Annotated in this window: 19 protein-coding genes; 8 read left to right on the forward strand and 11 right to left on the reverse strand. The window is 36.3% G+C overall.

Going from position 1 to position 24,787, the window contains the following annotated elements; all coding sequences use genetic code 11:
- Nucleotides 1-41: 41 nt before the first annotated feature.
- The 3 genes from C1726_RS05700 to C1726_RS26550 form a co-directional block, all read right to left on the reverse strand.
- A complete protein-coding gene (locus C1726_RS05700) occupies nucleotides 42-2,666 on the reverse strand; it encodes a DUF2309 domain-containing protein (protein WP_102272281.1) in 2,625 nt (874 codons plus the stop codon).
- Between the two features lie 14 nt (nucleotides 2,667-2,680).
- Entirely contained in the window at nucleotides 2,681-4,198 is a 1,518-nt protein-coding gene (locus tag C1726_RS05705; RefSeq protein WP_102272282.1) for an NADH dehydrogenase subunit 5, read from the reverse strand.
- A 786-nt stretch (nucleotides 4,199-4,984) separates the two neighbouring features.
- Nucleotides 4,985-5,281 (reverse strand): hypothetical protein, encoded by a 297-nt coding sequence (locus tag C1726_RS26550; RefSeq protein ID WP_235822705.1) that lies wholly within the window; start codon nucleotides 5,279-5,281, stop codon nucleotides 4,985-4,987.
- A gap of 2,000 nt (nucleotides 5,282-7,281) precedes the next feature.
- Here C1726_RS26550 and C1726_RS05725 point away from each other — a divergent pair.
- Nucleotides 7,282-7,959 (forward strand): serine/threonine protein kinase, encoded by a 678-nt coding sequence (locus C1726_RS05725; protein WP_102272284.1) that lies wholly within the window; start codon nucleotides 7,282-7,284, stop codon nucleotides 7,957-7,959.
- A gap of 194 nt (nucleotides 7,960-8,153) precedes the next feature.
- Entirely contained in the window at nucleotides 8,154-8,633 is a 480-nt protein-coding gene (locus tag C1726_RS05730) for a PAS domain-containing protein (RefSeq protein ID WP_102272285.1), read from the forward strand.
- Nucleotides 8,634-9,002: 369 nt separating this feature from the next.
- Here C1726_RS05730 and C1726_RS05735 read toward each other — a convergent pair whose 3' ends face one another.
- The 6 genes from C1726_RS05735 to C1726_RS05760 form a co-directional block, all read right to left on the reverse strand.
- Entirely contained in the window at nucleotides 9,003-9,434 is a 432-nt protein-coding gene (locus C1726_RS05735; protein WP_102272286.1) for a DUF4362 domain-containing protein, read from the reverse strand.
- Nucleotides 9,435-9,731: 297 nt separating this feature from the next.
- Nucleotides 9,732-12,023: a nitric-oxide reductase large subunit gene (locus C1726_RS05740; RefSeq protein ID WP_102272287.1), complete on the reverse strand. Its 2,292-nt coding sequence runs from the start codon at nucleotides 12,021-12,023 to the stop codon at nucleotides 9,732-9,734.
- Nucleotides 12,024-12,357: 334 nt separating this feature from the next.
- Nucleotides 12,358-12,705, reverse strand: coding sequence for a DUF2178 domain-containing protein (locus tag C1726_RS05745; RefSeq protein ID WP_102272288.1), 348 nt, complete (start codon nucleotides 12,703-12,705; stop codon nucleotides 12,358-12,360).
- Nucleotides 12,695-12,934, reverse strand: coding sequence for a helix-turn-helix transcriptional regulator (locus C1726_RS05750; protein ID WP_102272289.1), 240 nt, complete (start codon nucleotides 12,932-12,934; stop codon nucleotides 12,695-12,697). Before C1726_RS05750 ends, C1726_RS05745 begins: the two co-directional genes overlap by 11 nt.
- 370 nt (nucleotides 12,935-13,304) lie before the next feature.
- On the reverse strand, nucleotides 13,305-14,315 hold the full coding sequence (locus tag C1726_RS05755) for a GNAT family N-acetyltransferase (RefSeq protein ID WP_102272290.1): 1,011 nt from the start codon (nucleotides 14,313-14,315) through the stop codon (nucleotides 13,305-13,307).
- A 72-nt stretch (nucleotides 14,316-14,387) separates the two neighbouring features.
- The gene (locus C1726_RS05760) at nucleotides 14,388-14,828 is read right to left on the reverse strand and encodes a regulatory YrvL family protein (RefSeq protein ID WP_102272291.1); all 441 of its coding nucleotides are present in this window, start codon (nucleotides 14,826-14,828) and stop codon (nucleotides 14,388-14,390) included.
- 271 nt (nucleotides 14,829-15,099) lie between these two features.
- Here C1726_RS05760 and C1726_RS05765 point away from each other — a divergent pair, with 271 nt between their 5' ends.
- The 5 genes from C1726_RS05765 (at nucleotide 15,100) to C1726_RS05785 (ending at nucleotide 19,945) form a co-directional block, all read left to right on the forward strand.
- Nucleotides 15,100-16,122, forward strand: a complete 1,023-nt coding sequence (locus C1726_RS05765) for a DUF3231 family protein (RefSeq protein ID WP_102272292.1) — start codon at nucleotides 15,100-15,102, stop codon at nucleotides 16,120-16,122.
- Between the two features lie 383 nt (nucleotides 16,123-16,505).
- Complete coding sequence (locus C1726_RS05770) at nucleotides 16,506-17,780, forward strand: right-handed parallel beta-helix repeat-containing protein (RefSeq protein WP_102272293.1); 1,275 nt, start codon at nucleotides 16,506-16,508, stop codon at nucleotides 17,778-17,780.
- A complete protein-coding gene (locus tag C1726_RS05775; RefSeq protein ID WP_407642008.1) occupies nucleotides 17,777-18,346 on the forward strand; it encodes a nitrous oxide reductase accessory protein NosL in 570 nt (189 codons plus the stop codon). The genes C1726_RS05770 and C1726_RS05775 overlap by 4 nt, the downstream gene beginning before the upstream one ends.
- 94 nt (nucleotides 18,347-18,440) lie before the next feature.
- The gene (locus tag C1726_RS05780) at nucleotides 18,441-19,253 is read left to right on the forward strand and encodes an ABC transporter permease (protein WP_102272294.1); all 813 of its coding nucleotides are present in this window, start codon (nucleotides 18,441-18,443) and stop codon (nucleotides 19,251-19,253) included.
- Entirely contained in the window at nucleotides 19,250-19,945 is a 696-nt protein-coding gene (locus tag C1726_RS05785; protein WP_102272295.1) for an ABC transporter ATP-binding protein, read from the forward strand. The genes C1726_RS05780 and C1726_RS05785 overlap by 4 nt, the downstream gene beginning before the upstream one ends.
- A 364-nt stretch (nucleotides 19,946-20,309) precedes the next feature.
- Here the strand turns inward: C1726_RS05785 and C1726_RS05790 are convergent, their stop codons facing one another.
- Both C1726_RS05790 and C1726_RS05800 read right to left on the reverse strand, forming a co-directional pair.
- Nucleotides 20,310-22,370, reverse strand: a complete 2,061-nt coding sequence (locus tag C1726_RS05790; RefSeq protein WP_102272296.1) for a sigma-70 family RNA polymerase sigma factor — start codon at nucleotides 22,368-22,370, stop codon at nucleotides 20,310-20,312.
- Nucleotides 22,371-22,770: 400 nt separating this feature from the next.
- Entirely contained in the window at nucleotides 22,771-23,694 is a 924-nt protein-coding gene (locus tag C1726_RS05800; RefSeq protein WP_102272298.1) for an AraC family transcriptional regulator, read from the reverse strand.
- A gap of 105 nt (nucleotides 23,695-23,799) precedes the next feature.
- Between C1726_RS05800 and C1726_RS05805 the strand changes: the two genes are divergently transcribed.
- Nucleotides 23,800-24,753: a DMT family transporter gene (locus C1726_RS05805; protein WP_102272299.1), complete on the forward strand. Its 954-nt coding sequence runs from the start codon at nucleotides 23,800-23,802 to the stop codon at nucleotides 24,751-24,753.
- Nucleotides 24,754-24,787 lie beyond the last annotated feature (34 nt).

Raw genomic sequence — 24,787 nt, forward strand, 5'->3', positions numbered from 1 at the left:
AAGGTACACTCCTTCTCTATGTTTATCATGATTACTAGCGGTTACCAGTTTTTCCAATGTCCTTCTGGATCAATACTCGCAAGTCGAACCCATCCATTTTGAACCTTTTCTCGAAAGGCTAAATCATTATTTAACAGCCGTTCTACATATATGCGAGGCGCTTGAATGACAATAAGTAAACGAAGAGGAGAATGATAAGCCTCTTGATCTGATTGCATGACAGATTGCCAAGGCAGTCCGGCTAATAAGTCACTTGCATTCCCCTGCATCACACCGAGTCCTGCTGTAACGGTTTGCGTTGCTTTATTTCCACTGCCATAAAAATGAGGTGCTACCGTTGATGCGTAATATTGTAAATTAATCCATTGGGTCACTGTTCCTGGCCCTGCAATAATATTAGCTAGGAGATCCCCTCTTTCATCCTGATTCCAATCATAATTATGAAGGAAAGCTCTGCCTTCCAAGTCAATATCCTGAGTCAGTTCACGTTGACCGATAATAAAAGCAGCATTACGGGCTAATCCCCATTCCGGACGGATTTCACTCCAATCTTCCGCAAATCGGTGTGCCTCAGCCTTCGGGTTTTTAAGTTTTGATTTGAAATTCGGCAAATGGGCTAGACGCTCTGCATTTGCATGATGACTCACTTTAGGCATAATGGCCTCGATACGATCAAAAGCTTCTTTTGCAGCTTCGGAAAGTTCAGGAACATAGATCCAGTGTAATTCGTCCACCGTTGTTTTATGCTCAGCTGCTGCGAAAACGGTGTCTTCTGGGATATCAATCCCGCAAGAAGCAAGCCCTTCTCTAACTTCAGGAAGATTACATAAAGCAGCCAAAACTCTGGCATTGAATCCACCAGCTGCCCCGCCGCAAGCACCACAGTCGATAGCAGCGGAGTAAGGGTTGTTTGTACTATGACTGCCATGTCCGCATATGGCAACTAATGGCGCGAAATTCTCTGTTAGCCCCATCATTTTTAGAGCTTGGCGGGCATAATCTACTTTTTCTTTTTTAGAAAATCCAACAGGCAGCTCTTCTTCTATGTGATGAACATGATTTAGCAAAAGCTTTGTATTTGGTTTACGTAACCACGTCTCACGAAGGTTACGAATGAAACGATCAGTACTTCTCGGTACAAAGCTGCGTGCTACCATTTGGAGACTAATCCAAGGTCCACTTATCTCAGGTAAAAGTAAGCTCGAAAGTACATTCTGCTTCATCGTTTTAAATGTATAACTTAAGGAATGAACTGCTTGCTTGCGCTGCTGATATAATTTGAGTTCATTTTTATCAGCAGCCTCTTTGATTGTGTGCTGAGGTTTTAGCATAACCGGCAAAGAAGAATGACTATGATTACTCCCGAGTTCACTCGTTGCAATCGGTAAGCCAAAGAAACCGGCAATTCCTATCGTTTCAAACGGACCTTCTTTTTCAAGCTGACGGCGGAAGGGTTCTGATCGTACATCAATGCAGAATGCTAATTGAGCTAAGACAGATTTTTTTTTGTTGGTTTTATGCTGTTTAGAGAGTATCTTCTGACTTAATCGATCTGTGTGTGTTTGTTCCCAAGCTTCTAACCAGAGTTTCCTGCGAAGCTTCTCATCAAATCTATAGGCAAATGATAAATATTCGTTTTGTTTAGCCGCTGACATCTGTGACCATTCCTCGATTGTAAGGCCTCCCCAATGGAGCCAAGATGCTATAAGCTGCGTAATAGGAACCTTTTTTTCAGAACGTCGATTAGTCAATGGTAAGCAGGGCTTTATAAGAGCCCACTCTATGGAAATTCGAACGGCTAAATATTCTGTTAGGAGTGCATGTTCATAGCTCGAATGTCTGGAACGCCAAAGCATCATTCCTGCCCATCCAGGCAAGGAAAGTAAATGACCTTCAAGATATGTCTGTATGTCTGATTCAGGGATAGCTAGTGCGAATAACGCTTCTTTTAAAGCCATATGTGCCTCTTGCGGCCAGCCTTTTAATCTATCACGCTGCTTTTTGCTTAGTGCCGGATCATATTGAATGAGACGCCTCCAAGCACGATAGAAGCCTTCCTCCCGATTTGGCATAGTCCAGCCTGCCTGAGAGTCATCAAGATATAATTTACACCACTTGATGACATGATGATCGAGCGCATTGACTGCCCTTTCACCATCTTGATTCTCTATATATGAACTTAGAGGCTGCATGAAAAAATTCTCGGTCTTGTCCCTATTTAGTCCACTTAATCCATCTGCCAATTTCTTCAGTTTAAATGAAGATAATAGGGTAGAAGGTATTGGATCTAATCTTAGTGCAGCATGACAAAATCGCTCCACAACGTCCCGTTGAATTTGAAAGGATTGTGTATCAATCCACCGCTTCAGACCCATTTCCACATAAGCTTCATCAATCTCGCCTTTCCTATTTGCCGAAAGGATCATAGAAGCACTAGGGTATAAATCAACATCACGAGTATCTTTTAACCAGCCTGCAACTTGGTCAAAAGATTGCTTTTCGAGTCCCATCCACGGATTACGTGCCGCAAATGTAGAAATTGGCCAAAGTGGCGCAATCACTTGGCTAGCAGATTCAACTAAAGCATCTATATCACTTTCTTGAAAATCGGCAATTGTATTTTTCTTTTTCAAGTTTTCCCTCGTTAATACAGTTGTTACACTCATCACTGATCCCCTCCTTATGATAAATATTGTTTCAGGTAGTTTGGATGACTCTCTACTGACTTTGGTTTTGCTTCACCTAATCGCACTAACCAAAGATAGAGTACTGCGAAGGCTGATGAAGAACGATTACGAGCAGCCCACGTACCTATTGCACTCCCAAATAGTAAGAGACATACGACAATGATGACAGCAGGCATCGGAGGCTGAACACTCTGTATCACAGTTGTATGCAGCCACTTATAGAAAAGGTGATGAATGCTGAAATAAACGATGGCGGCCCCTCCTAGAATGGATAAGCCAGCCATTCGGCCCATCCTCCCTTCTCCAAAAGCGACGAGCTGTGTCCAAGAAACGGACAATGACCACCCTAAGATGAACGCACTAATCAATCGATACCCCTCAGAAGGTGCCATGAGCCAAAAAGCAGCTCCTACAACTATGCCTAAAGTCCGGCCAGCCATTATTAAAAAATAGGATGACCTTTCATTAACCCGAGCAGGCGCTTCGAAACGACGGACTGCCGAACCAGCCTGTAAAAACAGTGTAGCTTTGAACAAACCATGTAAAATAAGATGAATAATAGCTGCTATATACGCGCCTAATGCACACTGAATGAGCATAAACCCCATTTGTGCAATCGTAGAGCCTACTAACTGACGCTTATAATCCACCTGGACTAAACTAATGCCAGTCCCAATCAATACAGAAATACTTGCAAGAATAAGTAATACAATCGAAGCGATATCCCCATTAAAAAGCGGTGAAAATCTGGCTAGCATAATCCCTCCTGCATTTACTAAACCTGCGTGCATAATCGCAGAAACAGGCGTCGGAGCAACAGCAGACTCAATTAACCATCTTTGGAATGGCCATTGGGCCGCTGGAATGATCACTGCTAATACAATCAATAAATTAATCCCTGTTCTTTCCCATCCTTCAAGTTGAGCTATATTTTCATTTGTTAGAGCTGTTGATAGCTGCCATTGACCTGTGACTTGAAAAAGCCAAATCACAGCTAATAATAATGAAAACCAGCTTAATGAAAATAAACGGCCTGAAACCTTAGATGCTTCACTTGCAGCTTTCCATCCACGGTTTAACCTTATAAGCAAGGTTAAACCGGCGAGAGTTGCTCCCCATGATAGGATCATCAAGCGGAGATCATCACTTAGCCATGCAATGGAAGCAGCACCTGTAGTGAAAGTGAAAAGCATAAAATATTTTCGATACGAACGATCGCCCATTAAATAGCGTGCAGCAAAACGCTGAATGATTAAACCAATTGCCAGAACAAAAAAAACAATTAACCAAGCTAAGGTATCCAAGTGCCAAGGACCCACATTTCCATTCACATGATTATTAAAAAGGGCCAACAAGGAAACCAAAGGCGGTAATGCCAAGATCCCAATATGAATTCGAACATAACTCATGGGTACTCGTGGATGTAAAAACAATAGGCCACTTAGCAAAGAAGCAAGAAGTATCATAAAAAATAATGTTAACAAGGATGATAAACTCAGCGAAACGAACATTTAAAATTCTCCCTTTTTCAAGCAGATTAACGACAAAAAACCTTTGATTAAGGTGATTTTTTCTAGATATTCATACACTTTTTTTGATGGGTTTACTATTTTTCTCAATAAAAAAACCGACAACTCTCAATCATTCAATGATGTTATCAATCATTGAATCTTGAAAATTGCCGGCTTCACTTCAACTAACTTCCGCGAAGTTTTTTGAAGAGCTACCTTTTATTAGGTTTTTTAATTATATATGTTAACTTTATATTTTAACTATCTATTAAACAAACATCGGTATATCTTTCATTAATTCTTTATGAAATAAATCGATTTATGTTACTCTTCCTATTTTATATTTGGATACTTTTTCATCCAGTCAATATGAAATATTAAAAGAATGCTAAAGGCCAAATAAATTAAAATGGCAAAAATAAACATCTTCCGATTAGTAAGTTAAGTATACGATATGCCAATTTATTAAAATTGTCAACAAGCAAGACTCTATATACTATATTAATGGAATACTCCACATCCATGATATGACCGATCTCTGCAACAGTTTCAGGAAGTGGATACTCTATAGATTAAAAAACAGCATTCCTTGTTAAAGGAATACCATTTTAATAAGACTTTATTACGTTATTTTTTTCAAACAAATATTGAAATCCATACAAGAAAAAAGCTTTGTAAAAAAAGTACAGGAAGAATTGAAATTTATTTATTTTTACTAATTTATACAATTTTAATTTAGAAAAAAAACTCGTTAAAGGAACAGTAAAAATTACTCCACCAATCGCATTAAACAAAAGAAACTTTATAAAAATTCCCATACGCCCATTTTAATGTGCATAAAGCCATCACTAACATAGGACCGATAAGAAAAGGAATTTCATTTCGGATAGAGGAATGAGGATTATTGTAAAACGTCCACCATTTACGCCGTTTACCAATCTGAAGATCTAAACTGCATAATAGAATCGAAAGAATAGTGGCTGGGAAATATCTCTTGATCGTTTTCGATCCTAACAATGGGATTGTAAGCCATGATACGATGATCATTGAAATATTTAGTAACATCTGATTTTTCTTTGACATAGCCCTACCCCTTAAACCAAATATTTAACTTATTATCTCTCTTTATTTTTTATATTATTCTGCCCGTTACTTTAATTAACCTTTACAATATTTCCTTAAAACCATAAATGTTTTATCAAACCCTTAACATAAAAAGAGAGCGCAATTCTTACTGCTGAATTGCTCCCTCCAAAATAGCTTTATTCTTTTTTCATTATTAAATCATTTTCTAATACTTTTGTGTTTTAACTTAAATTAGTTCCCCACAAAGCATTTAAAAACAAAATATATAGCGTGAATAATCCTGTTATTATCGTAAAGATTACCGGGATCATTCTTAAAGTTTTGTTTTTTCTTATTGCTTTTATATAAACAGCAAAAGAAAGGATTGCAAAAACATAATAAAGATAAAACATAAGATCATGTGTTAGCGGCCCCAAAAATAGTCCAAGCACTGAAAATTGAATTAAAAACGCCAAAATAGAAATAGCTATCCACCTTAGCTCATTTTTAATTGATACGATATTTTTAATGGAGTAAAGGATTGAAATGAAGACTAATGCAGCAAGCAGCCATTCGTATAAGAAAAACAATGATTCAACATTTACGGCAAAATAATATCCGAGAATGGATAGCGGGATGATGGTAAGCAGTAAATAAACATTTATTTTGAGATGTAAGGATTGTCTTATTTTTTCCCCCTCCTTTTTATTGAATATAAGGATTACTTCTTGTAATCATATTATCATAAAAATTAAATCTACTGTCAGACGGATGTAGAAGAATGACACTTTTCTTAATTTAACAACTATTTTCTGTTTTCTCTTTTTTACATTAATCTTTTCAAATATCATCTTCTTTCACATCCACTTTAACACTAAAATGTGTAGCAAAAAGTCTCCTTGTGTTTATTATCTATTCTATTAGAAAGCCTCTAACTCCTTGTTCAACTAAAAATTAAAAAGGCGGTTCCTTATTAAACACGCCCGATTGTAGTAGATCAAGAAAATGGTTTTTTCTCTTTGCTTGTTAAACTATAGCACCCTTTAGTTGTTGAAGTTTTTTTCATTAAAATTTAAATATAAATCCTAGCATTAATTAAGTAACCAGGGAAAGTAAAATAAGCGTAAAATATCCGGTTATTTGCTGAATAAAGCAAGATTCGGGATAAATAAGGGGAGTTTTTCCGCTTATACTAAGCAAACCCCCCCATTTTCACGGTTTTTTGAGTCAATAAGGGTAATTTCTACGTCTATTATAGATTTTTTCAATACTTTTTACCAAATAAGCGGAATTCTTCCGTCTATTTCATCAGATTGTATGTTTAACTTGCTCCCCCAACCTTAAGGAGAGGCATTTGACTTAAAAACCTCATTTACTTCCCCACTATTTATGCTAAATTACATCCTCAACAATCTGACCCGATTGTTGAACGTTATATATAAAATATTCATACATTTCTATCATAAAAAGGCATCTAAAAATCAGTAATGTTTTTACTTATTTCCTTATAACGAGACCAATGTAGATAGTGACGTCCCTCTAGGAAAATGAGCTTATTAGAAGACAACTGGCTTATTTGCTTCCATTTACTTTTAGTTCTCCAAAGCACAATCCTCACATAAATATCAGTTTATCTCGCTAAGCGTAACTACCAGTATACTCATTCTTTGATTTTTAACTGTTTTAACGTTATAATAGTAGTATCGTAAATAAACATAATCCTCTAAAGGGGAGTAGCTTTAATAACAAAGTCGTCATTCCGGGATGCGAGTCCCCGGCTTTGTTAGCAATGTCCATTGTTAGCGAGACCTTTACCATTAAGTTGGTGAAGGTCTTTTTATTTTTAAAGACCCTTACTGATTGCAGTAAGGGTCTTCTAACTTTCAGGGAAGTCATCTGTTTTTATTTTAAAAACGTTTTATAGATTATCTATCATTCAGAAAGAGTGATGCCCATTGTTTCGCAAATAAGCTGAACATAGCAAATAACAATAAACTTTTAAAAAGGAGTTGTGGCTAATGAGAGAGGAGTGGATATTTGCTGATAAACACCTATCAAAAATTTCGATTTCTTCAAATCCAAATAACGAGCCTGTATCGGTCCATGGAAACTCTGCTCATTTAAAATGTATTGGGATAGGAACTGATGCAGCTGTTTTTCAATCCATTGATGTTCCAGCCTATGTATTTAAAGTGTATGCGGATGATAAAATTCAAAAGGTTCAAATAGAAAAGGAAGTCTATGAATTATTAGGAGACTCCCCTTATTTTTCTACATGTTTTGGTTATAAAGATAATTATCTTGTTCTAAACTTTGAGGAAGGAATCACTTTATATGATTGTTTACTGCAAGGCATTTCTATTCCAAAACAGGTTATTGAAGATGTCGATCAGGCAAGAGAATATGTGCGTCAAAAAGGATTAAATCCCCGTGACATCCACATGAAAAATGTCTTGTTACAAAATGGCAAAGCAAAAATAATTGATGTTTCCGAGTATGTTCAGCCAGGAAATGATTTAAGATGGGAGCATTTGAGAAAGGCATATCATCAGTATTACCATTTAATTGCGGGAAAACCGATTCCACTCCAATTAATAGAAATGATTCGAAAAAAATATAATCATAGGAGCAAAAATTCTCTCACTTTTGAAGAATTTATGGATAATAACAAGTTTCTTACATCGTTTTGGAAATAAGAAAATGCTAAATTCTCAATAAGTGCATCCTTGCTAGTCTCTCTTATTTCTTCTCGTATATGGTCTCTATCCTATCGCTTTTGTAAAGCAAACTACGATTTGGCTAATAGAAATTAAAGGAGTATACTATAAGTAGGCGATTTTTTCGCTCAATAATATTTGTAATATATTATTCTCATAAAGGAGTCTTTTAAATGTCTGAAGAGAAATTGTCAGATTTAATTAGCCCTGAAGCCGTGATTAATTTTGAAACTGGTGCGATTAAAGCAAGCACTTTGGATTCAATCATCAATCTTTTGCCTTTTGAAATGGGCTTTTGCGATGCCAACGATATTTTCCGCTGGTATTCAAATAATCCAAACCGCGTGCATGGCCGCCGTAAAGAAGCGATTGGTCGCCCTGTGCTTGAGCTTCACCCCAAAATGGCTCACCACGTTGAAAAATTACTGAACGATTTCCGTTCTGGCGCACGTGACGAATGGGAATTTTGGTTCCCAAAACGCTCTGGTGAGGAAACTGGTCAAATTTACCAAAAGTTCATGGCTGTACGTGATAAAAATGGAAAATACCTAGGCTGTATGGATGTGACCGTGAATATCGACCTTTTCAAAGGAAAAGAAGGCAAACATACCCCTGAAACGATTGACGAATTTATAGCTATTAAGCCTGAATAATAATAAAATCTTTCTCATTTGAGAAGCTGCTGAAAAACACATTGAATTCTCTAAATCAATGTGTTTTTCTTTATAATAGACGACTTACCAAGTTTTGGAGGTTATTTAAAGCAGTAAACACGGAAACCGTTTTATATTGGCTATTTCCCACAGGAACTCAAACATCGACAGAAAGAAAACTAATAAAAATCAAAACGTAAATGACTTTTCTTTGACTTGAAGAATTGATTAGTATTATCCTCATGACCATTTACACATTCAAGCAATAGGAGAAGGAGTATTAAGCGATCACCAACTTATCAATAAACTATATATAAGCAAATAATCACAAAAAAGCTTTTCTGCAAATTTAGAAACCTCCCCGTTACTTCAATTATATGGGATTGATAACAACTCGAAATCCCCATTAAAACTTCCTCTACATTCGCTGAGAATATATTGTTTTTTGTCTTTTTCTGTTTCAATTGTTAACCTTTGGCAATTATATTCCTCAATAAAATCACCATCTACACTATGAGAAACATTAATTCTCTCTCCATCAAACGACAATGTCCTAACACCTCGTTGCCCCTCTGTCCCATACTGAATATAGTTTATTTTAGCTTCATTTTGATTTTCCACATTCTTAACAAATCTATCTAAACCCTCTAAGTTTTTTATATCATTGTGATCATTTTCTACTTCTTCAATTTCATTTAATTTATTTTCATTCAAATCTAATTCAGTTTCAGTAGTTGGTTCTTGAGTACATCCCAATAAAGCAAAACTAAGAATAATAAATAAAACAAATACCCTTTTCATCTCTTCCCCCCTTAATCAATAAAACATTACATTCTTATTATAGTTCCTTAAAACGTTTCATTGTACTAACCTCCCTCGATAGTTTAAGTACAATCTTTCACTAACACTACAATTCATTCCCATTTGTAATTACTTTTTCCGGTACTCTTCCTGCATTTAACCGACCCTTTTCATGAAGAAAGACGCTTTTCTTCTCAGAAAAGCGCCCCCCTGCTTTCGGCTATTCACTTGTAAATGAAGTGTGCCCCATTTTCACTTATATCGCTTAGGAGCAAAATCATTTAATGTGCCATTTTTTTATAAAAATGTATCCGTAGTATTATTGTTAACAGAACTTTCTTCTTCATTCTGTACGAACGCCTTACCAGTTTTCAAACTAATTACAAACCAAGCAATTCCCATTACACCGAGAGCAAAGATTGTATCACCAACTGCTCTGAAGTATACAAGATTGTGGATAATCTTTTGGTTAAGAAAATCTGCTGATCGAGCATACCACATACCATGTTCAATACTGGCAATTGCCTGCAAAATCCCAACGGGAAGAAGGCTAGTGAAAGCCATCAATAATAAACCTATATTCAAAGCCCAGAAAGAAAAGCGAAGCAATTTGGTTTTCCATGGTCTTTTACCGGACAAACCACGCAAGCAAAATAGCATTAAACCAATTCCAAGCATCCCGTACACACCAAATAATGCTGTGTGAGCATGTAACGGAGTCGTATTCAATCCTTGAATGTAATACAACGATATTGGCGGATTAATCAAAAAGCCGAATACGCCTGCACCAAGCAGATTCCAGAAAGAAACAGATACAAAGAACATAATCGGCCATTTATACCGTTTCATCCATGGCTTAGCAAAACTATGCCGATAATTTTCAAATGCTTCATAACCAATTAATGCAAGTGGAACAACCTCCAGTGCACTGAATGAAGCTCCCACTGCTAATACCCCTACTGGCGTACCAGCAAAATACAAGTGGTGGAATGTTCCTAGTATTCCCCCAAATAAAAAGATCGAAGTTGACAATAAAACCGAAGTTGTAGCGATTTTTGTTCCGACCAATCCCATACGTGTAAAAATAAAAGCTAGAACAGCGACAGCAAATACCTCAAAAAATCCTTCTACCCATAAGTGTACAACCCACCACCGCCAATAAGTAACCATAGACAAGTGGGCTGTCTCTCCCCACATGAGACCAGGTACATAGAAAACCGGAATGGCTACTGATGCAAGTAAGAATAGGATTAATAAATGGCGATTTTCGCCTTTTTTCTTAAGGGCCGGCCAAATAGCCCTTGCCATTAAAAAGAACCATAAAAATAATCCTATCGTTAATAAGATTTGCCACATACGTCCAAGGTCCACATATTCATATCCTTGGTGTCCAAAGTAGAAGTTCCCTGTCGGATTTGTAATGTACCCTTTAACAGCAGCCCATTCACCGGTCATTGAACCAAGTACTACTATCAGAAGGGCGATAAATAAGAAATTCACGCCAAATCTTTGATATTTCGGTTCGTGTCCGGTAATTGCTGGTCCTATATACAATCCAGTCGCTAACCATGCCGTTGCAATCCAAAAAATTCCGATTTGCTGATGCCATGTTCGCGTAACGCTGTAAGGGAACCACTCATTAAGCGGAATACCATAAAAACCGTTACCTTCCACTGCATAATGTGCAGTAATTACACCTAAAATAATTTGCAGTACTAATAAAGCAGTTACAACCCAAAAGTATTTAATGGTTGCCTTCATCGATGGTGTTTGCTTTATCGATAATAAAGGATCCATTTTCGGGGCTTTAATCGTCTCATCATCTTTACGCTGAAATGCATAGTACCAGACAAGTGCTCCAATACCCGCTATTAGAATGACAATACTTATAACTGACCATATCACATTAGAGGAAGTTGGAACATTATCAATTAAAGGCTCACCTGGCCAGTTGTTTGAATAGGTGATATCTTCTCCTGGCCGATTTGTTTCTACAGACCACGTAGCCCACCAAAAGAATGCATTGAGTTTTTTCATATCTTCATCATTGGAAACAGTATTTGCCGGAATGGCAATTTTCTCACGGTATTCATCTAATGCCGGATCATCCCCAAATACAGATGCATAGTAGCCACTCATATGTGCAATCGATTTAGAGCGTATTTCTGAAATAATAATATTCCCTGTTTCCGGGTTATAGGTGTTCGTTCTTATTTCTTTTTTTAGAAGAGCTTTTAAGGATGCTTGTTTTTCTTCTGACAAGCTATAATAATCATCCCCATACTGTTCTTGCGCCCAAGTATCTAGAATCCATACGGAAGATCGGTGAAGCCAATCCGCTGTCCAATCAGGAGCAACATATGCCCCGTGTCCCCAAATACTTCCAACTTCATTTCCACCTATTCGCTGCCAAACCTTTTGTCCATCTTGTATATCTTTTTTTGTAAAGATAACATCTCCAGATTCTGTCACAACCTGGTTAGGAATGGGCGGTTTCTTCTGATAAATTTCTCCACCGAAATAAAGTAATACGATGAAAGATCCTATAAAAACGGAGGCCAGTATCAACCACAGCTTTTTGTATCCCATATTCACTACCTCCCCAATGTATTTTCAACTTCAATTATAGGGTGTAGTATTTTTCCAATAGTGACTAAAATCACAATTTTGGTAAAATAATCCAATTATCACACGCAATATCTATTAATTACCATATACTTACTACTAATTCCCCTGTGATAAAATCAACAAAATGTAATAAATAACAGAAGAATGCCAGCTGCCCCCAATGATATTCAACTGTGTGCTGGAAGTATAATGATTGTGATACTTTTTTATAAATAGATTCCATTAAAAATATTGCAGTAGATAAAGATATAACAAAACAAAAATTTACTGCGGCTTAAGCATAATGGAAGAAAGTTTAGAAAAAATCCTTTTTATATCGAACAGCTAGATAGATTCCTGAAGCGAGGAATGCAAGAGAATATTTAAATAAGAAGAAAATTTGCCACATATATTCTTTTGGAAAAATCACGTCACACAAAATGACTACACATAATGTAATGAGGGCACTTTTTAAAGATATTTGCGTTGTTCTTTCGTCAGCTTCACCCATTTTTTTGTGAAATACGTATGTTAGAATCCCTCCGACGAAAAGCAATACAAAACCGCTGCCAATGAGAATATTCCAATTTCCCGGAAATTGTTCAGCCCAGGACTTTAAAGGGTAAAAAATTGCGTTAGAGATTTCTGAGATATTAATTTTCATTTTTATCATTTCCTTTCTCATAAGTAAAAATATCGTTTACATCCACATTAAAAAATTCGGCAATTCGAAAAGCTAACAGCAGTGTCGGAACATAATTTCCTTTTTCCATTACGAAGATGGTTTGTTTGGAAACCCCAACTTTCTCTGCTAATTCTTGCTGCGACATTCTGGCAAGTACACGATATTCATAAACCTTATTAGATATCGAATCACCAAAATCTTTCTTCATGACCATCACCTCTTAAATCAAATTATAAACTAATTTTTTACAAAAAGTAAAGTAAACTTATACAAAGGCATAAAATACCTTTGTATTTACTTAGATTACTTTGATTGAACAAGAGCCAGAATGTAAAAGAACCTGACGAAATTCATGATTCCGTCAGGTTCACATATCGATCTAGTGTAATTTATGGTTTTGGTGGTGCGTTTTTAAATTGCGCTTTACTCCACGACTATTAAATAGCTTTAATTATTACTTCTGTATCCACGCACACCAAACTTTGGTTCGGTCTATACCAAAGATTATGAATGTAAACCTCATTCACATTAATGATGTGGCTTTGCGTGGCAATGGAAAAAACACCTGAATGAATTTGCTACAGCAGCTTTATACTCGGGTTGTTAAAGTTTGCCCATCCTATATTACTATCAATGTGTCTAACCATTCTGTAAGCAACCGGCTTAAAACCGCACTTAGGCCAAAATGTTGAAGAAGCAAGGTTGGTTATTCTCCAATCTGTTGTTATACTGTTATATCCCTTTTCTTTCATCATCCTCCAGCCTTCATTCATTAGCTTTTTACCAACACCTCTTCCCATTTGAGTATAGTAAGTGCCTGCAATACTTAACTCAACTCCGTTGTCAGGTGTCATCAAATCTGAAGTAATAGGAAAATATACTTGAAATCCTAATTCCTTCATATCTTTAATCGCAATAAGACACGTTTCATCATTTCCCTCTATTATTCTTTTATAACCTTCTTTAATATTCAATACAACTTCAGGTAACGCAGGCTCAAACACAGGTGCAGAATTATGATACGATTGGATGATGCTAGACATTTTCCCCATCATTTCACTATCCATTTTATTACCAGCTCTTATTTCTGCATCAGATACAATTTTAAAAGGTTTATAATCCTCTATATTCATTACCCCGTGCACCTGCTGGATAGAAAAACTTAATCGCTGGCAGGCATCAAAGTACACTTGATTTCCAAGAGGTATGATCGTGTAGTGCACAAAACAGCCTTGCTCCAGCCATGCCACTGAAACCTTTGCATATAGATTCCTTATCAGTTCAGGAGAATGATCCATTCTGATTGCTATTCCTTCATAGGGCACCCAAATATGTCTGTCTCTAACAGTGTCAATTTTTATCTCTCCGATTATATAGCCGACTAGTTCATGATTAATAAATGCTCCTATCCCAATGACACGATTAGTAACAAACAATTTTTCAAGTATATCTATTGCATACTCGATATTAAGACAGCTGTTTTTTAGAAATGGAAACACTTCACCTTCAAAATTTTGCCTATGTATTAACAACTCAGCCATTGCGGGTATATCATCAATACCAATTGGTTTGAACTCACATATATCCATTTCTATTCTCCTTCAATAAATTTACATGATATTACTAAATAAATACCAATGTAATAATGTTTGAGTCATCTCTCAATCCTTATCATTATCCAAAGCAATTTCAATCAGGGCAATTAGCAAGGCAATCATTATTTCTGTTTTCCATGAAAGTGTCATACTTTTCATAAACTCATCCACTGTAAACAGGACTAGCCAGTTCGAAATGAATTCAAAACAGATCCGGATAAGAGATTTCCGTAGTTTATCTGATATATTTTGGGTGGTCAGCTTCAAAATGGCATTTGAAAACAATTCAACAATCATGCCTAGAAAAAAGTAACTGGCAACAAAAATAACCAATGCCCAGTTAGATTGATACTGAACACCTAGCAGCTTAAATATCCCTGCCATGCCAAAAAAATAAATTCCCAATACAAAGCCAGCTACCAGGATAATAAGCAATGTTATTCCTGCAACTGTTGCTGTTTTATCCTTTACATTCATTTTACGAAATGAATCATTTTTTTCTGGCATCGGTCTATTTCTCCTTTTGCAAATGATCTCCCTTGTTATTCATGTGTAAGTTTCATCATTTCTTCTAAATCTTAATATTCCAATTGATTCAAAATATTCCCAATCCCATCTCTATTCTAACATAAATATCCAGTTTACATTAGGTGTACTGTCCAATTAGATGGTCCTTTATCTTACATAAAAAAAGAGCGCTGCAGATTTATTTGTATAATTCATTACCAATTCCATAAAATATTGTCAGAAAACATATGAAAAATTGGAGGTATTTCCTTTGGGTATATTAAGGAAAGCAAAAACCAGCACATTAACTGCTGCCGAAGTTTCTGCTCTTTGGCTTCAGTATTTAGGAGATAGTATGGCAATATGTATTTACAAATATTTTCTTAACATTGTTGAAAACAAAGAGATTAAAACCATTTTAGAATCCTCATTACAGTTAGCTGAGAGCCATGTATTGAAAATCACTGAATTCTTAAATAGTGCTGATTTCAATGCCCCAATTGGCTTTACAGAGAATGACGTGAATATCAATGCCCCACGTCTCTTTTCTGACCAATTTTTACTTTTTTACTCCTACATTATGACCATCCATGGGTTATCCGCTTATAGCTTAGCTATTACTAACCTGGAGCGACAAGACCTTCAAAATTACTTTTTTGAATGTACGACATCCTCTAAGGAATTGTTTCAAAAAATAGTGGAATTGGCTAAAAAACAGCCAAAATTTACAAGTGTCCCATCTATTCCTTCACCTGATATGCCGCAGTTTATGGATTCACCTGGATTCATTGAAAATTTAGTTGGAGACAAAAGACCACTAAGCAGTTCGGAAATCAGCACCCTTTTCTTTAATTCAATGAAGACTGGATTTATCAATTCGTTAAGTTTAGCTTTTAGTCAGGTGGCTGAACAGGAAGACGTTCGTAATTTTATGTTGAAAAACGTTAAATTAGCGGGGAAAGATGTACAAAGCTTTGACTCTATCTTACAGCAGGATCATTTGCCAATACCTGAGAAATGGGATAATGAAATTACTGATTCTACTGTAAGTCCTTTTTCTGACAAATTGATCATGTTTCATGCAGGGTTTTTAGTAAATTCGGCTCTTACTTATTATGGTGCATCAATAGGAGCCAGCTTCAGATCAGATATACTTTTGAACTATTCTAAAGTATTTACCCATGCTATGGAGGCTGGTGCATTTTCTTTCAATATTATGGTCAAACATGGCTGGTTTGAAAAACAGCCTGAAGCGATTGACAGAAAATCTTTGTCACAGGACTCAAAGAAATGAATGAAAATAGTGGGATGTTCCTAATAAACAGACGGTTCTCGTGCTTCAAAGGAAGCACGAGAACCGTCTGCAGGTTTGCTTATTCATTTTCAACTTCTATTCTACTAATATCCTTATTTATGTATTTATAGTTTTTTTATAACCTTCATTATTTTTTCTGATTGATCACTAAATAGATGATTACTCATATAAATAAAGCCTTTCAATCTGAAGGCTGAAAGATATTTTTAAACACCATACTATCAAACCGGATTACAGCTAGTGCGAATAACTGGAAAAAAAGTAAAGGAAACATGAAGCTTTCATAATTATCACATATTATTATCACATTTATTAGATACACTCACAAAGTGAACCAGCATGAAAGCGAGGATAATAATGCAATGAAAAGAATGATATTTACAATATTTCTCCTCGTCTTAGGGTTTTACTTGCCAGATAGAGCCGAAGCAGCAAGAACCTTACAAGCTATAATTGATGCTGCCTCAAAGGAGACTGCTATTGAATTAAAGGAGGGGGAGTATAACGAAACAGTTACTATTTCTAAGCCAATCACCTTAGTTGGGAAAGGCAATGTCCTGCTGCGCTCTTGTACGGATAAGCCAATCATTGCCATTCGGGGTGAGGGGGTTATTCTCAAAAATATCAAAGTCGAGCATTGCGGAGACAAAAAAGAAGATCATGCCGTTTATGTCACTGGTTCTAACCATATTCTAGCGGGAATGGATATTGTAACACGAAGGGCAGGAATAAAGCTTGATAATGCCACGAATGTTGCCATAAAAGATAGTGTAATTGCAGGCAAAAAGCAAGGAAATGGGATTGACTTATGGAAATCTATTAAAAATAATCTATCAAATATTAAGATTTCCAATGTGACTGATGGAATTTATTTAGAGCAAAGTGATGAGAATACGTTGTTCCGAAATTCGATTCAAAATTCACGATATGGGATGCATCTTATGTTTTCGAATGATAACTTACTTAATGAAAATGTATCTAAAGCTAACTCAACTGGTGCCATGTTGATGGAATCAAATCGAACCGTTGTTAGTAATAATAAGTTGTCCTTTAATAGCAATAGTGTTCACGCTCAAGGACTATTGCTTTATATGGTTTCTGATACAAAGGTTACTGGAAATACAATTATTTCAAATCGAGTAGGTATTTATATAGAAGAAGCTGAACGAAATCAAATAGAAAATAATACGATGATGGATAACTTTATAGGGATACAGTTTGAACATGCAAATGGGAATACGGCTAAAAGGAATACCTTTATTGGCAATGTTAATAACGCTCAGGCGATAGAAAGCGCAAGCAATCAGATAAATGGAAACTATTGGGATGCTGCAAGTAAAGTAGATGCAACAGGAAATGGTGTAAGCAAAATCCCTTTCACCGCTGATCCATATCTTTTAACCATGACAACCAATGTACCAGAATACCAGCTGTTTTTTCAATCACCAGGTTTGATTTTATTACAGAAGATGCTGAAAAGCCCAGCAGATCAATTGTTAATAGATTCTGCTCCATTAATGGATATGACCAATGAAATAAAGACCAACATATCAGCAAGTTATCGATTATGGATTATGAGTACTGTAATGATAATAGTTAGTTTTAGTCTATTTATTTATGGGAGGAAAAGAAGTTGAAGAAAAAATATTTAAGTTTAATGATAATTACTGGAATCATAATGTTTCTTGCAGCATGTGGGAAGGAAGAAGTTCAGCCTGTTGATATTAATGAAGAAACGGATAAATGTGAAATATGCAATATGGCTGTAGTAGATGACCAATTTGCTACACAGATTGTTCTTGAAAGTGGAAAATCTATGGTCTTTGACGATATTGGCTGTATGTATGAATGGCTTGATAGCAATAAAAATGAAGAGATCTCAGGGGAATTTGTACGTGATTATCATAATAAAGAGTGGATTTCAGTGGATGATGCTACATATATATACAACCAATCTGTCAAAACACCTATGGCTTACAATGTTATTTCGTTTAAAGATAAGGCGGCAGCAGAAGATTTTATTAAAGAAAATGATGGAAGTACGCTAATGACCTCCGATGATTTAGCTAAGCATGCCTGGAAACAAAACAAAGATATGATGCATATGGGGGATATGGAGAAGCATTCCCAAGAAGGTATGGATGATAGCGAGGATCATTCTTCTGAAGAGATGGATGATAGCGAGAGTAAAGATTCTCATTAAATTTGAGAGAAGGATCTGTTTTCGGACGGTCCTTTTTCATTATTTATCGCAGGTTAGTTATCTGTGGATCAATTGTTCGAAAAGAGGAATAAATATGTGGAATATTTGGCGCTCGGAACTAAGCACGACAGTACGGCAGCGATCGTATTATTCTTTTTTAATTTTATGGGTTGCAGTATTGTCTCTCTTATTTTTATTGCAAAGCAGTGCCCCTTCCCTTACCGGGTATACCAATATGACTGGAACGGTAGTCAATGTTGCTCTTTATATCGTACCTCTATTCATGCTAATCATTGGTTCTTTTTCAATCGCTAATGAAATAGAAAATGGCCAATGGCGCTTGTTGAATACATATCCATTATCAACCTTGTCTTATATAACCGGAAAAATAGGCGGGCAAATCACAGCTCAAGTAATTGTGTTCACATTTAGTTTTGGAATTAGTTTGGCAATCGGACTAGTAAGTGGAAATGGTTTTCATGAAGAATGGCTTTTATCGATTTATTTTTTTACGGTCAGTCTCATATTTTTCTTTCTAATTATTGGTGTTACAGTTGGATGTATCGTATCAACAAGGTGGCAGGCATTATCTATTTCAGTTAGTATTTGGTTTTTTCTTATTATGATTTGGCCGACTGCCTTAATTGGTGTGTTAGGTTTTGTTCCATACACATGGATCGCTCCATTAATGAAATTTGCCTTATTTGCCAATCCTGCTGAATTTACACGAGTGACATTAGTCGTATCTCTTGATGCGGGCAGCGTGTTTGGACAATCATATGATTCACTAGTTACTTTTTTAGAGTCACCTTTTAGTTTTGTAGTTTATATTTTCTACTTTTTAGGCTTCTTAATAATAGCATTACTATTTTCGATGCTCATGCTGGAAAGGAGGAAAAGGCGATGACAGAATTAAAAGTGGATTCGATATCGAAAGTATACAAGAAAAGGACAGCCTTATATCGATGTTCTTTTCAGGCAACCAAGGGAACCTGTGTGGTCTTATGCGGGGGAAATGGTGCCGGGAAAAGTACACTGCTCAAAATGATAGCTGGTATTCTTTTTCCGTCAAGTGGAACAACTTCAATAAATGGGATAAATATGAATGCTAGCCGTAAAACCTATTTATCTCAAATAGGTTTTATGCCTGACGATTTTCATGCGCAAGAAATGATGACAGTTGAAGAGTTTCTTCATTTTTATGGCTCATTACGAGGAGTTGAAAAAGGAAGAATAGATGAAGTATTGGATATTATTGGTCTAGTTGAGAAGAAACGTGAATTAGTCAAAAGTCTGTCTAAGGGAATGCGGCAGCGTTTATTATTTGGTCAATCTATTTTAGCCAATCCTGCTGTATTGCTGCTAGACGAACCAACTAATGGGCTAGATCCTTATTGGGTTAATCAGTTTGTTGCAATTTTAAATCAGTTAAAAAAAAGTGGGACTATTATTGTTTTTTCTACTCATATGATGGATGTAGCGGCAGAGGTGAGTGATGTTATTTTATTTATGAGGCAAGGAAAAATCATACAGTCCATAGATAATAAAAGCAATATTGAAGAAACCACGATGAAATTAATGAAGCTTCATCGGCAGTGAAAGCAAATTCCTTTTGAGTGATTAATTGTGCATTTCTATGGGAAAGATTCGTAGATAGCTGAATTACCTTTTCAGCATCATTCGTTGTGTTACTTGACCGATATTTCTATAGACTTCGATATAAATACAGGAGCTATAAAATGAAACACTTAATCATACGAAGCATAATAATCTTCAAGAAACTGAATACTTAAGCTAGAATGTGCTATTCTTCAAATAGAAGAATAGCACATAATGTCATTACTATTATTAAGGAAATTTATTAAGGTTAATTTCATTAAGCTGCTAGAAGACAAGCTGGTTCCAGAGGATGCTTTTTCTTCCTCCATCTCTATATTCTATTTTTGGACACTAATAGTACAAGTCAATCTAGCAAAACCTCCACCACATCATCCACATACTTCGTTGTATTATACCCGAAAATTTCTAATTTTTTAGGACTCACTTTTTCTCCAGTGCTGTTATTGAACAACTCTATGTTTTGAACGGTAGTGAAATAGCGCGGCCATTCCAGCTGTTCTAATGGGACAGGGAGTTCATTCATATCGTATTCCTTCCCGCTTTTATCAACAATTACTGTCTCTACTGCATTCTGCATTCCAATTGAACTTACATCCCTATCATCATTTCCAACAAAATGAAAATAGAAGGACTCATATTGCCGATTCTTAATATTCGTATCGCTAATGACCACTCTACTCTGTCCTCCAACTTCCACTTTGTCGATGGAGATCGTGCTGCCTGCATATTCAAACGATTGAGGATATTTTTCAAGGGCAATCATTTTACGGTCTTCGATCCCTAAATAAATAGATCCGAATGCAACTTTCACCTTTTTTGGCTTTTCTTTAAATAGCGGATCGAAATGGGTTACAAAATTATTCCATTCCATGTCTTGCTGTAAATCCGGGTAAGAACCGCGGAACGGATCAATCTCTACTTTCTTCTTGTTCACTTCAAGGCTAGCAAAATTAACAAATTCAATCCGCTTCTTCGACTGTACATTTTGAATGCCATAATGCAAAATGGTCGCTGTTGGAGCAATCGTTAATTTATTTATTCGAACCGGTATTCCCTCCATTTCCATTTCTTTATCGAGCGAATATTCGGTGGAGGGAAGTTTTGTTACAGGAATTTCGAAGTTCCACTCTCCTCTTCCATATTCCATTTCCCCGTTATCTCTAAAACTGTCAGGATTAGAAGGATCATCATTCAATTTCTGAAGTCTAGTGATCTTCAATTTGATTGTCTCACTATCCGTTACGATTGGCAGAAGACTGAGCTTCCCCTGATATACGTTCTTTTCTTCCTTAGTTTGTGCAGGGGGATAGTATTTTGGCTGGGCTGCAAGGTTCATGATTTCATTTTCATTCTCAACCATGATTCCATCATAATAATTCATCATATATTGATTTTCTTCATTCATATCTTCAATTTCATAAAAAAGCAGCGTCTGAATCTCATCGGCAATCACACTTTTTATCGTGATTTTTACCCCTTCACTTTCCGCCTCCAGATTGAGCCTTTCACCAAGACCATGTTGAAGAAAGGTGCGCAGCTGTTGATCCTCTTCAGTCCACGAATAAAATAGATAGGAGAACCAGCCAGTAAAAAAGCCTGTACACACTAAAACTGCGAATACGCTTGCAGAAACAAGAGCTCTTTTTTTATATTTCTTGATCTTTAGCTGTCTGCGCTTTTCCTTTTCTGCGAATCTGCCTTTGACTTTCTCCATGAAACCTGGCGGCACTTGAAATTCTTCCATTGTTCCAGCAAGCTCTAACATGCCTGACATGACCTCTTGAAAAGCAGCCAAATCCTCCTGACAGCTTTGGCAGTGATAAATATGCATCTCGAAATCAATCTTCTTCGGCCGATCGAGCGTTCTTTCTAAGTAATCAATGTAAAGCTTATAATAGTCCTTACAGCCATCAAAATGTGATCCATATCCCGACTTTTCACGAAGCAGCTGGAGACCAGAAAACAAACGTGCTTTCATCTCTTCAACTGAAATTTTGAGAATATGTGCGGATTCCTCCAAAGAGATTCCTATTACATAGGTAAGAACGATCGCTTCTTTTTCAGACTCTTTTAATTGATCAAGCGCTTTAAAAATATCCTCCCTCAGGTCACTTTCCTCTGAAGCTAGTAAACCGTTCTCCCCTGAAAGCTCCCTGCACATATGTATGAAAATTGAACTAATCCAATTATTAAATGAAGTTTCTCTTTTAAATCGAGGCAGTTCCTTATGTATTTTTAAAATCACACGATAAAAAAGCTCTTCCATTTGCTCGTGATTCCGAAGATAGGACCAGCCGAGTGTATAGAATGATTCCTTATTGTGCTCAAACCAATCCACAATCGATTCCAAGCTCTTTTCTGGATTCGCAGTGATTTGATTGGCATCTATTTTTACTGGGATCATCTTGTTATCCCCCCTTTTTCTAGATATGGAAACTTCATGCTGACCTTCATATTACTTTTCAGGAATTTACATTACCAATTTCGCCAATTTTTTCAATTTTCTTCATCATATCATATGGGTGTGCTGACTGTACGCAAGAATTCATCCATGACCCGCATTTTATTTGCTTCGAGGAAGTTCAAAGCTCGAAGCGCACGAAGAAAACAGGCGGAAAGTAAAATTCCAATTTATAAAAGGTCATTCGATTTTCATAAGCAGCCGTTTGAAGCACTCATGGAGGAGGCCGATTATATTCTTGATAAAATCCCGCCGAAGCTGTCTACTATTAAAATAAAATCAGGGGAACATAACATTTCGAAATGTTGTGTTCCCCATTTACGTGCCATATCCTTTAGAAACCCTATTTCTCAACTGTTATATCTGCTAGATTAAGAATTGATTCATCCATTTTATATTTTTTATATGCTAAAGGTGTCATATTCATCGACTTTCGAAATTTCTCAATAAAATAGCTTGTACTATTAAAACCAACTTGATAGGCAACTTCAGTAACATTAGACTCTGCTTGCTGCAAAAGGATTAGACTTTTTTGAATCCGATATTCCAACACGTAATTTAATGGTGTAGTTTTTAAAATTCGCTTGAAGTAGCGGCAGCATTCGGATCGGCTCAATCCTCCAGCTCTTGCAATATCCTCTAGCATGATTTTCTCAGCATAATGTAGCTGAATCCAGCTTAACATTTCCTTCATTCGCTGACTCTTTAACATTTCGGTCTGGATGTGTTCTGGCTGAAAACCATTAAAGATTAAGTTTTTCCACATTACTGTAAGCTGCATTGTAATATCTATTTCAAAGTACTGCGGTTTTCCCTCAATCAACTGTTTGATTTTCAAGATGGCATCTGCTATGTTATTTCCCCAAAGTTCATGTCCGTCTAAAAAAATGTAAGATAAATTAGTTGCTTGAATATAAGGAAATACATAGGTTGTGAAGAGTTCTTGTGACAGAACAAAATGAGGGGAGACATTTAAACATATATAGACACAGCCCGTTCCTTCCTTTTCTTCCGCCATGTGCAGGCAGCCGCTATTTATAAATAACCCGTCGCCCTCTCGTACTGCTAGTCTCTCTTCATTTATTTGAAAAATGGCTTCCCCTTTTACAATCAGAACAAATTGAATTTCCTCATGCCAATGGAGTGGGATATACCCATGTATATTTTGATTAATGGCGGTTTCATAACATGCAATCGGCAACTCAACTGTACGATGCTGGGTCAGTTCTTTTAAACTTTGATTCACCATGAAATTTTTTATCTGCAAAAAACCACCTCAATATATTTATATTTTTTCATTCAATTTAAGTATTTTTATAACGATTTTTCACTTATTATAACACTATTATTATATTTAAGATGGAGAATGATCATGAATAGACCTACTAGAAGAACAGGATTACTTCTCGTAATAACAGGAGCGATATTTTGGGGTGTTGGTGGCACAGCTGCACAGAAGCTCTTTCAGCAATACGCAATCGATGTAAATTGGCTCGTAACGACACGATTGCTCATAGCGGGTTTATTACTCTTAACCGTTCAATTTTTTTGGAAAGACCGTTCTCAAGTTTTTGGTATCTGGAAAAATAAAAGGACAGCTGTTCAACTGATTATTTTCGGTTTGCTCGGCATGCTTGCGGTTCAATACACATATATGGCATCCATTAAACATGGGAATGCTGCGGTTGCGACATTATTACAATACTTAGCACCTGTAATGATTATCATTTACTTAATTTTACGTAAACAAGCTGTACTCACACAACGAGATTTGTTAACTGTTTCGCTTGCTTTAGGCGGCTGCTTTTTCTTATTAACAAACGGTTCAATCTCCAGCCTATCTGTGCCGGCACTTGCAATCGTCTGGGGGGTATTATCTGGACTAGCTTTATCATTTTACACCTTATATGCAGTTTCTCTCCTTGCGGAATACGATTCCCTAGTCATTGTTGGCTGGGCTATGATGATCGGGGGTTTTGCATTAAGCTTTATCCATCCGCCTTGGCAAATGGACTTTACAAGCTTACCACTAGAAGCCTATTTATACTTAGTATTCGTGATCATATTCGGAACAATGATAGCATTCTGGTTTTATATAGAAAGTTTACAAAGTCTTTCACCTAAAGAAACAAGCCTTTTAGGGAGTTTAGAACCACTAGCCGCTGTTTTAACAACAGTCTTTTGGTTAAAAGAGCCTTTTGGATTTTTTCAATGGGGCGGTACAGCCTGTATCATTGGGATGATATTATTATTAGCTTTAAATAAAAAGTCTTCCTCCAATACTAAACAAGCTCAAAAAAATAAAAAGCCTTTTCGAATCAGCTAAGTTTAGCTGATTTTAAAGGGCTTTTTACTATTAA

The sequence above is a fragment of the Cytobacillus massiliigabonensis genome (genome assembly GCF_900199725.1).
Taxonomy (GTDB): domain Bacteria; phylum Bacillota; class Bacilli; order Bacillales; family Cytobacillaceae; genus Cytobacillus; species Cytobacillus massiliigabonensis.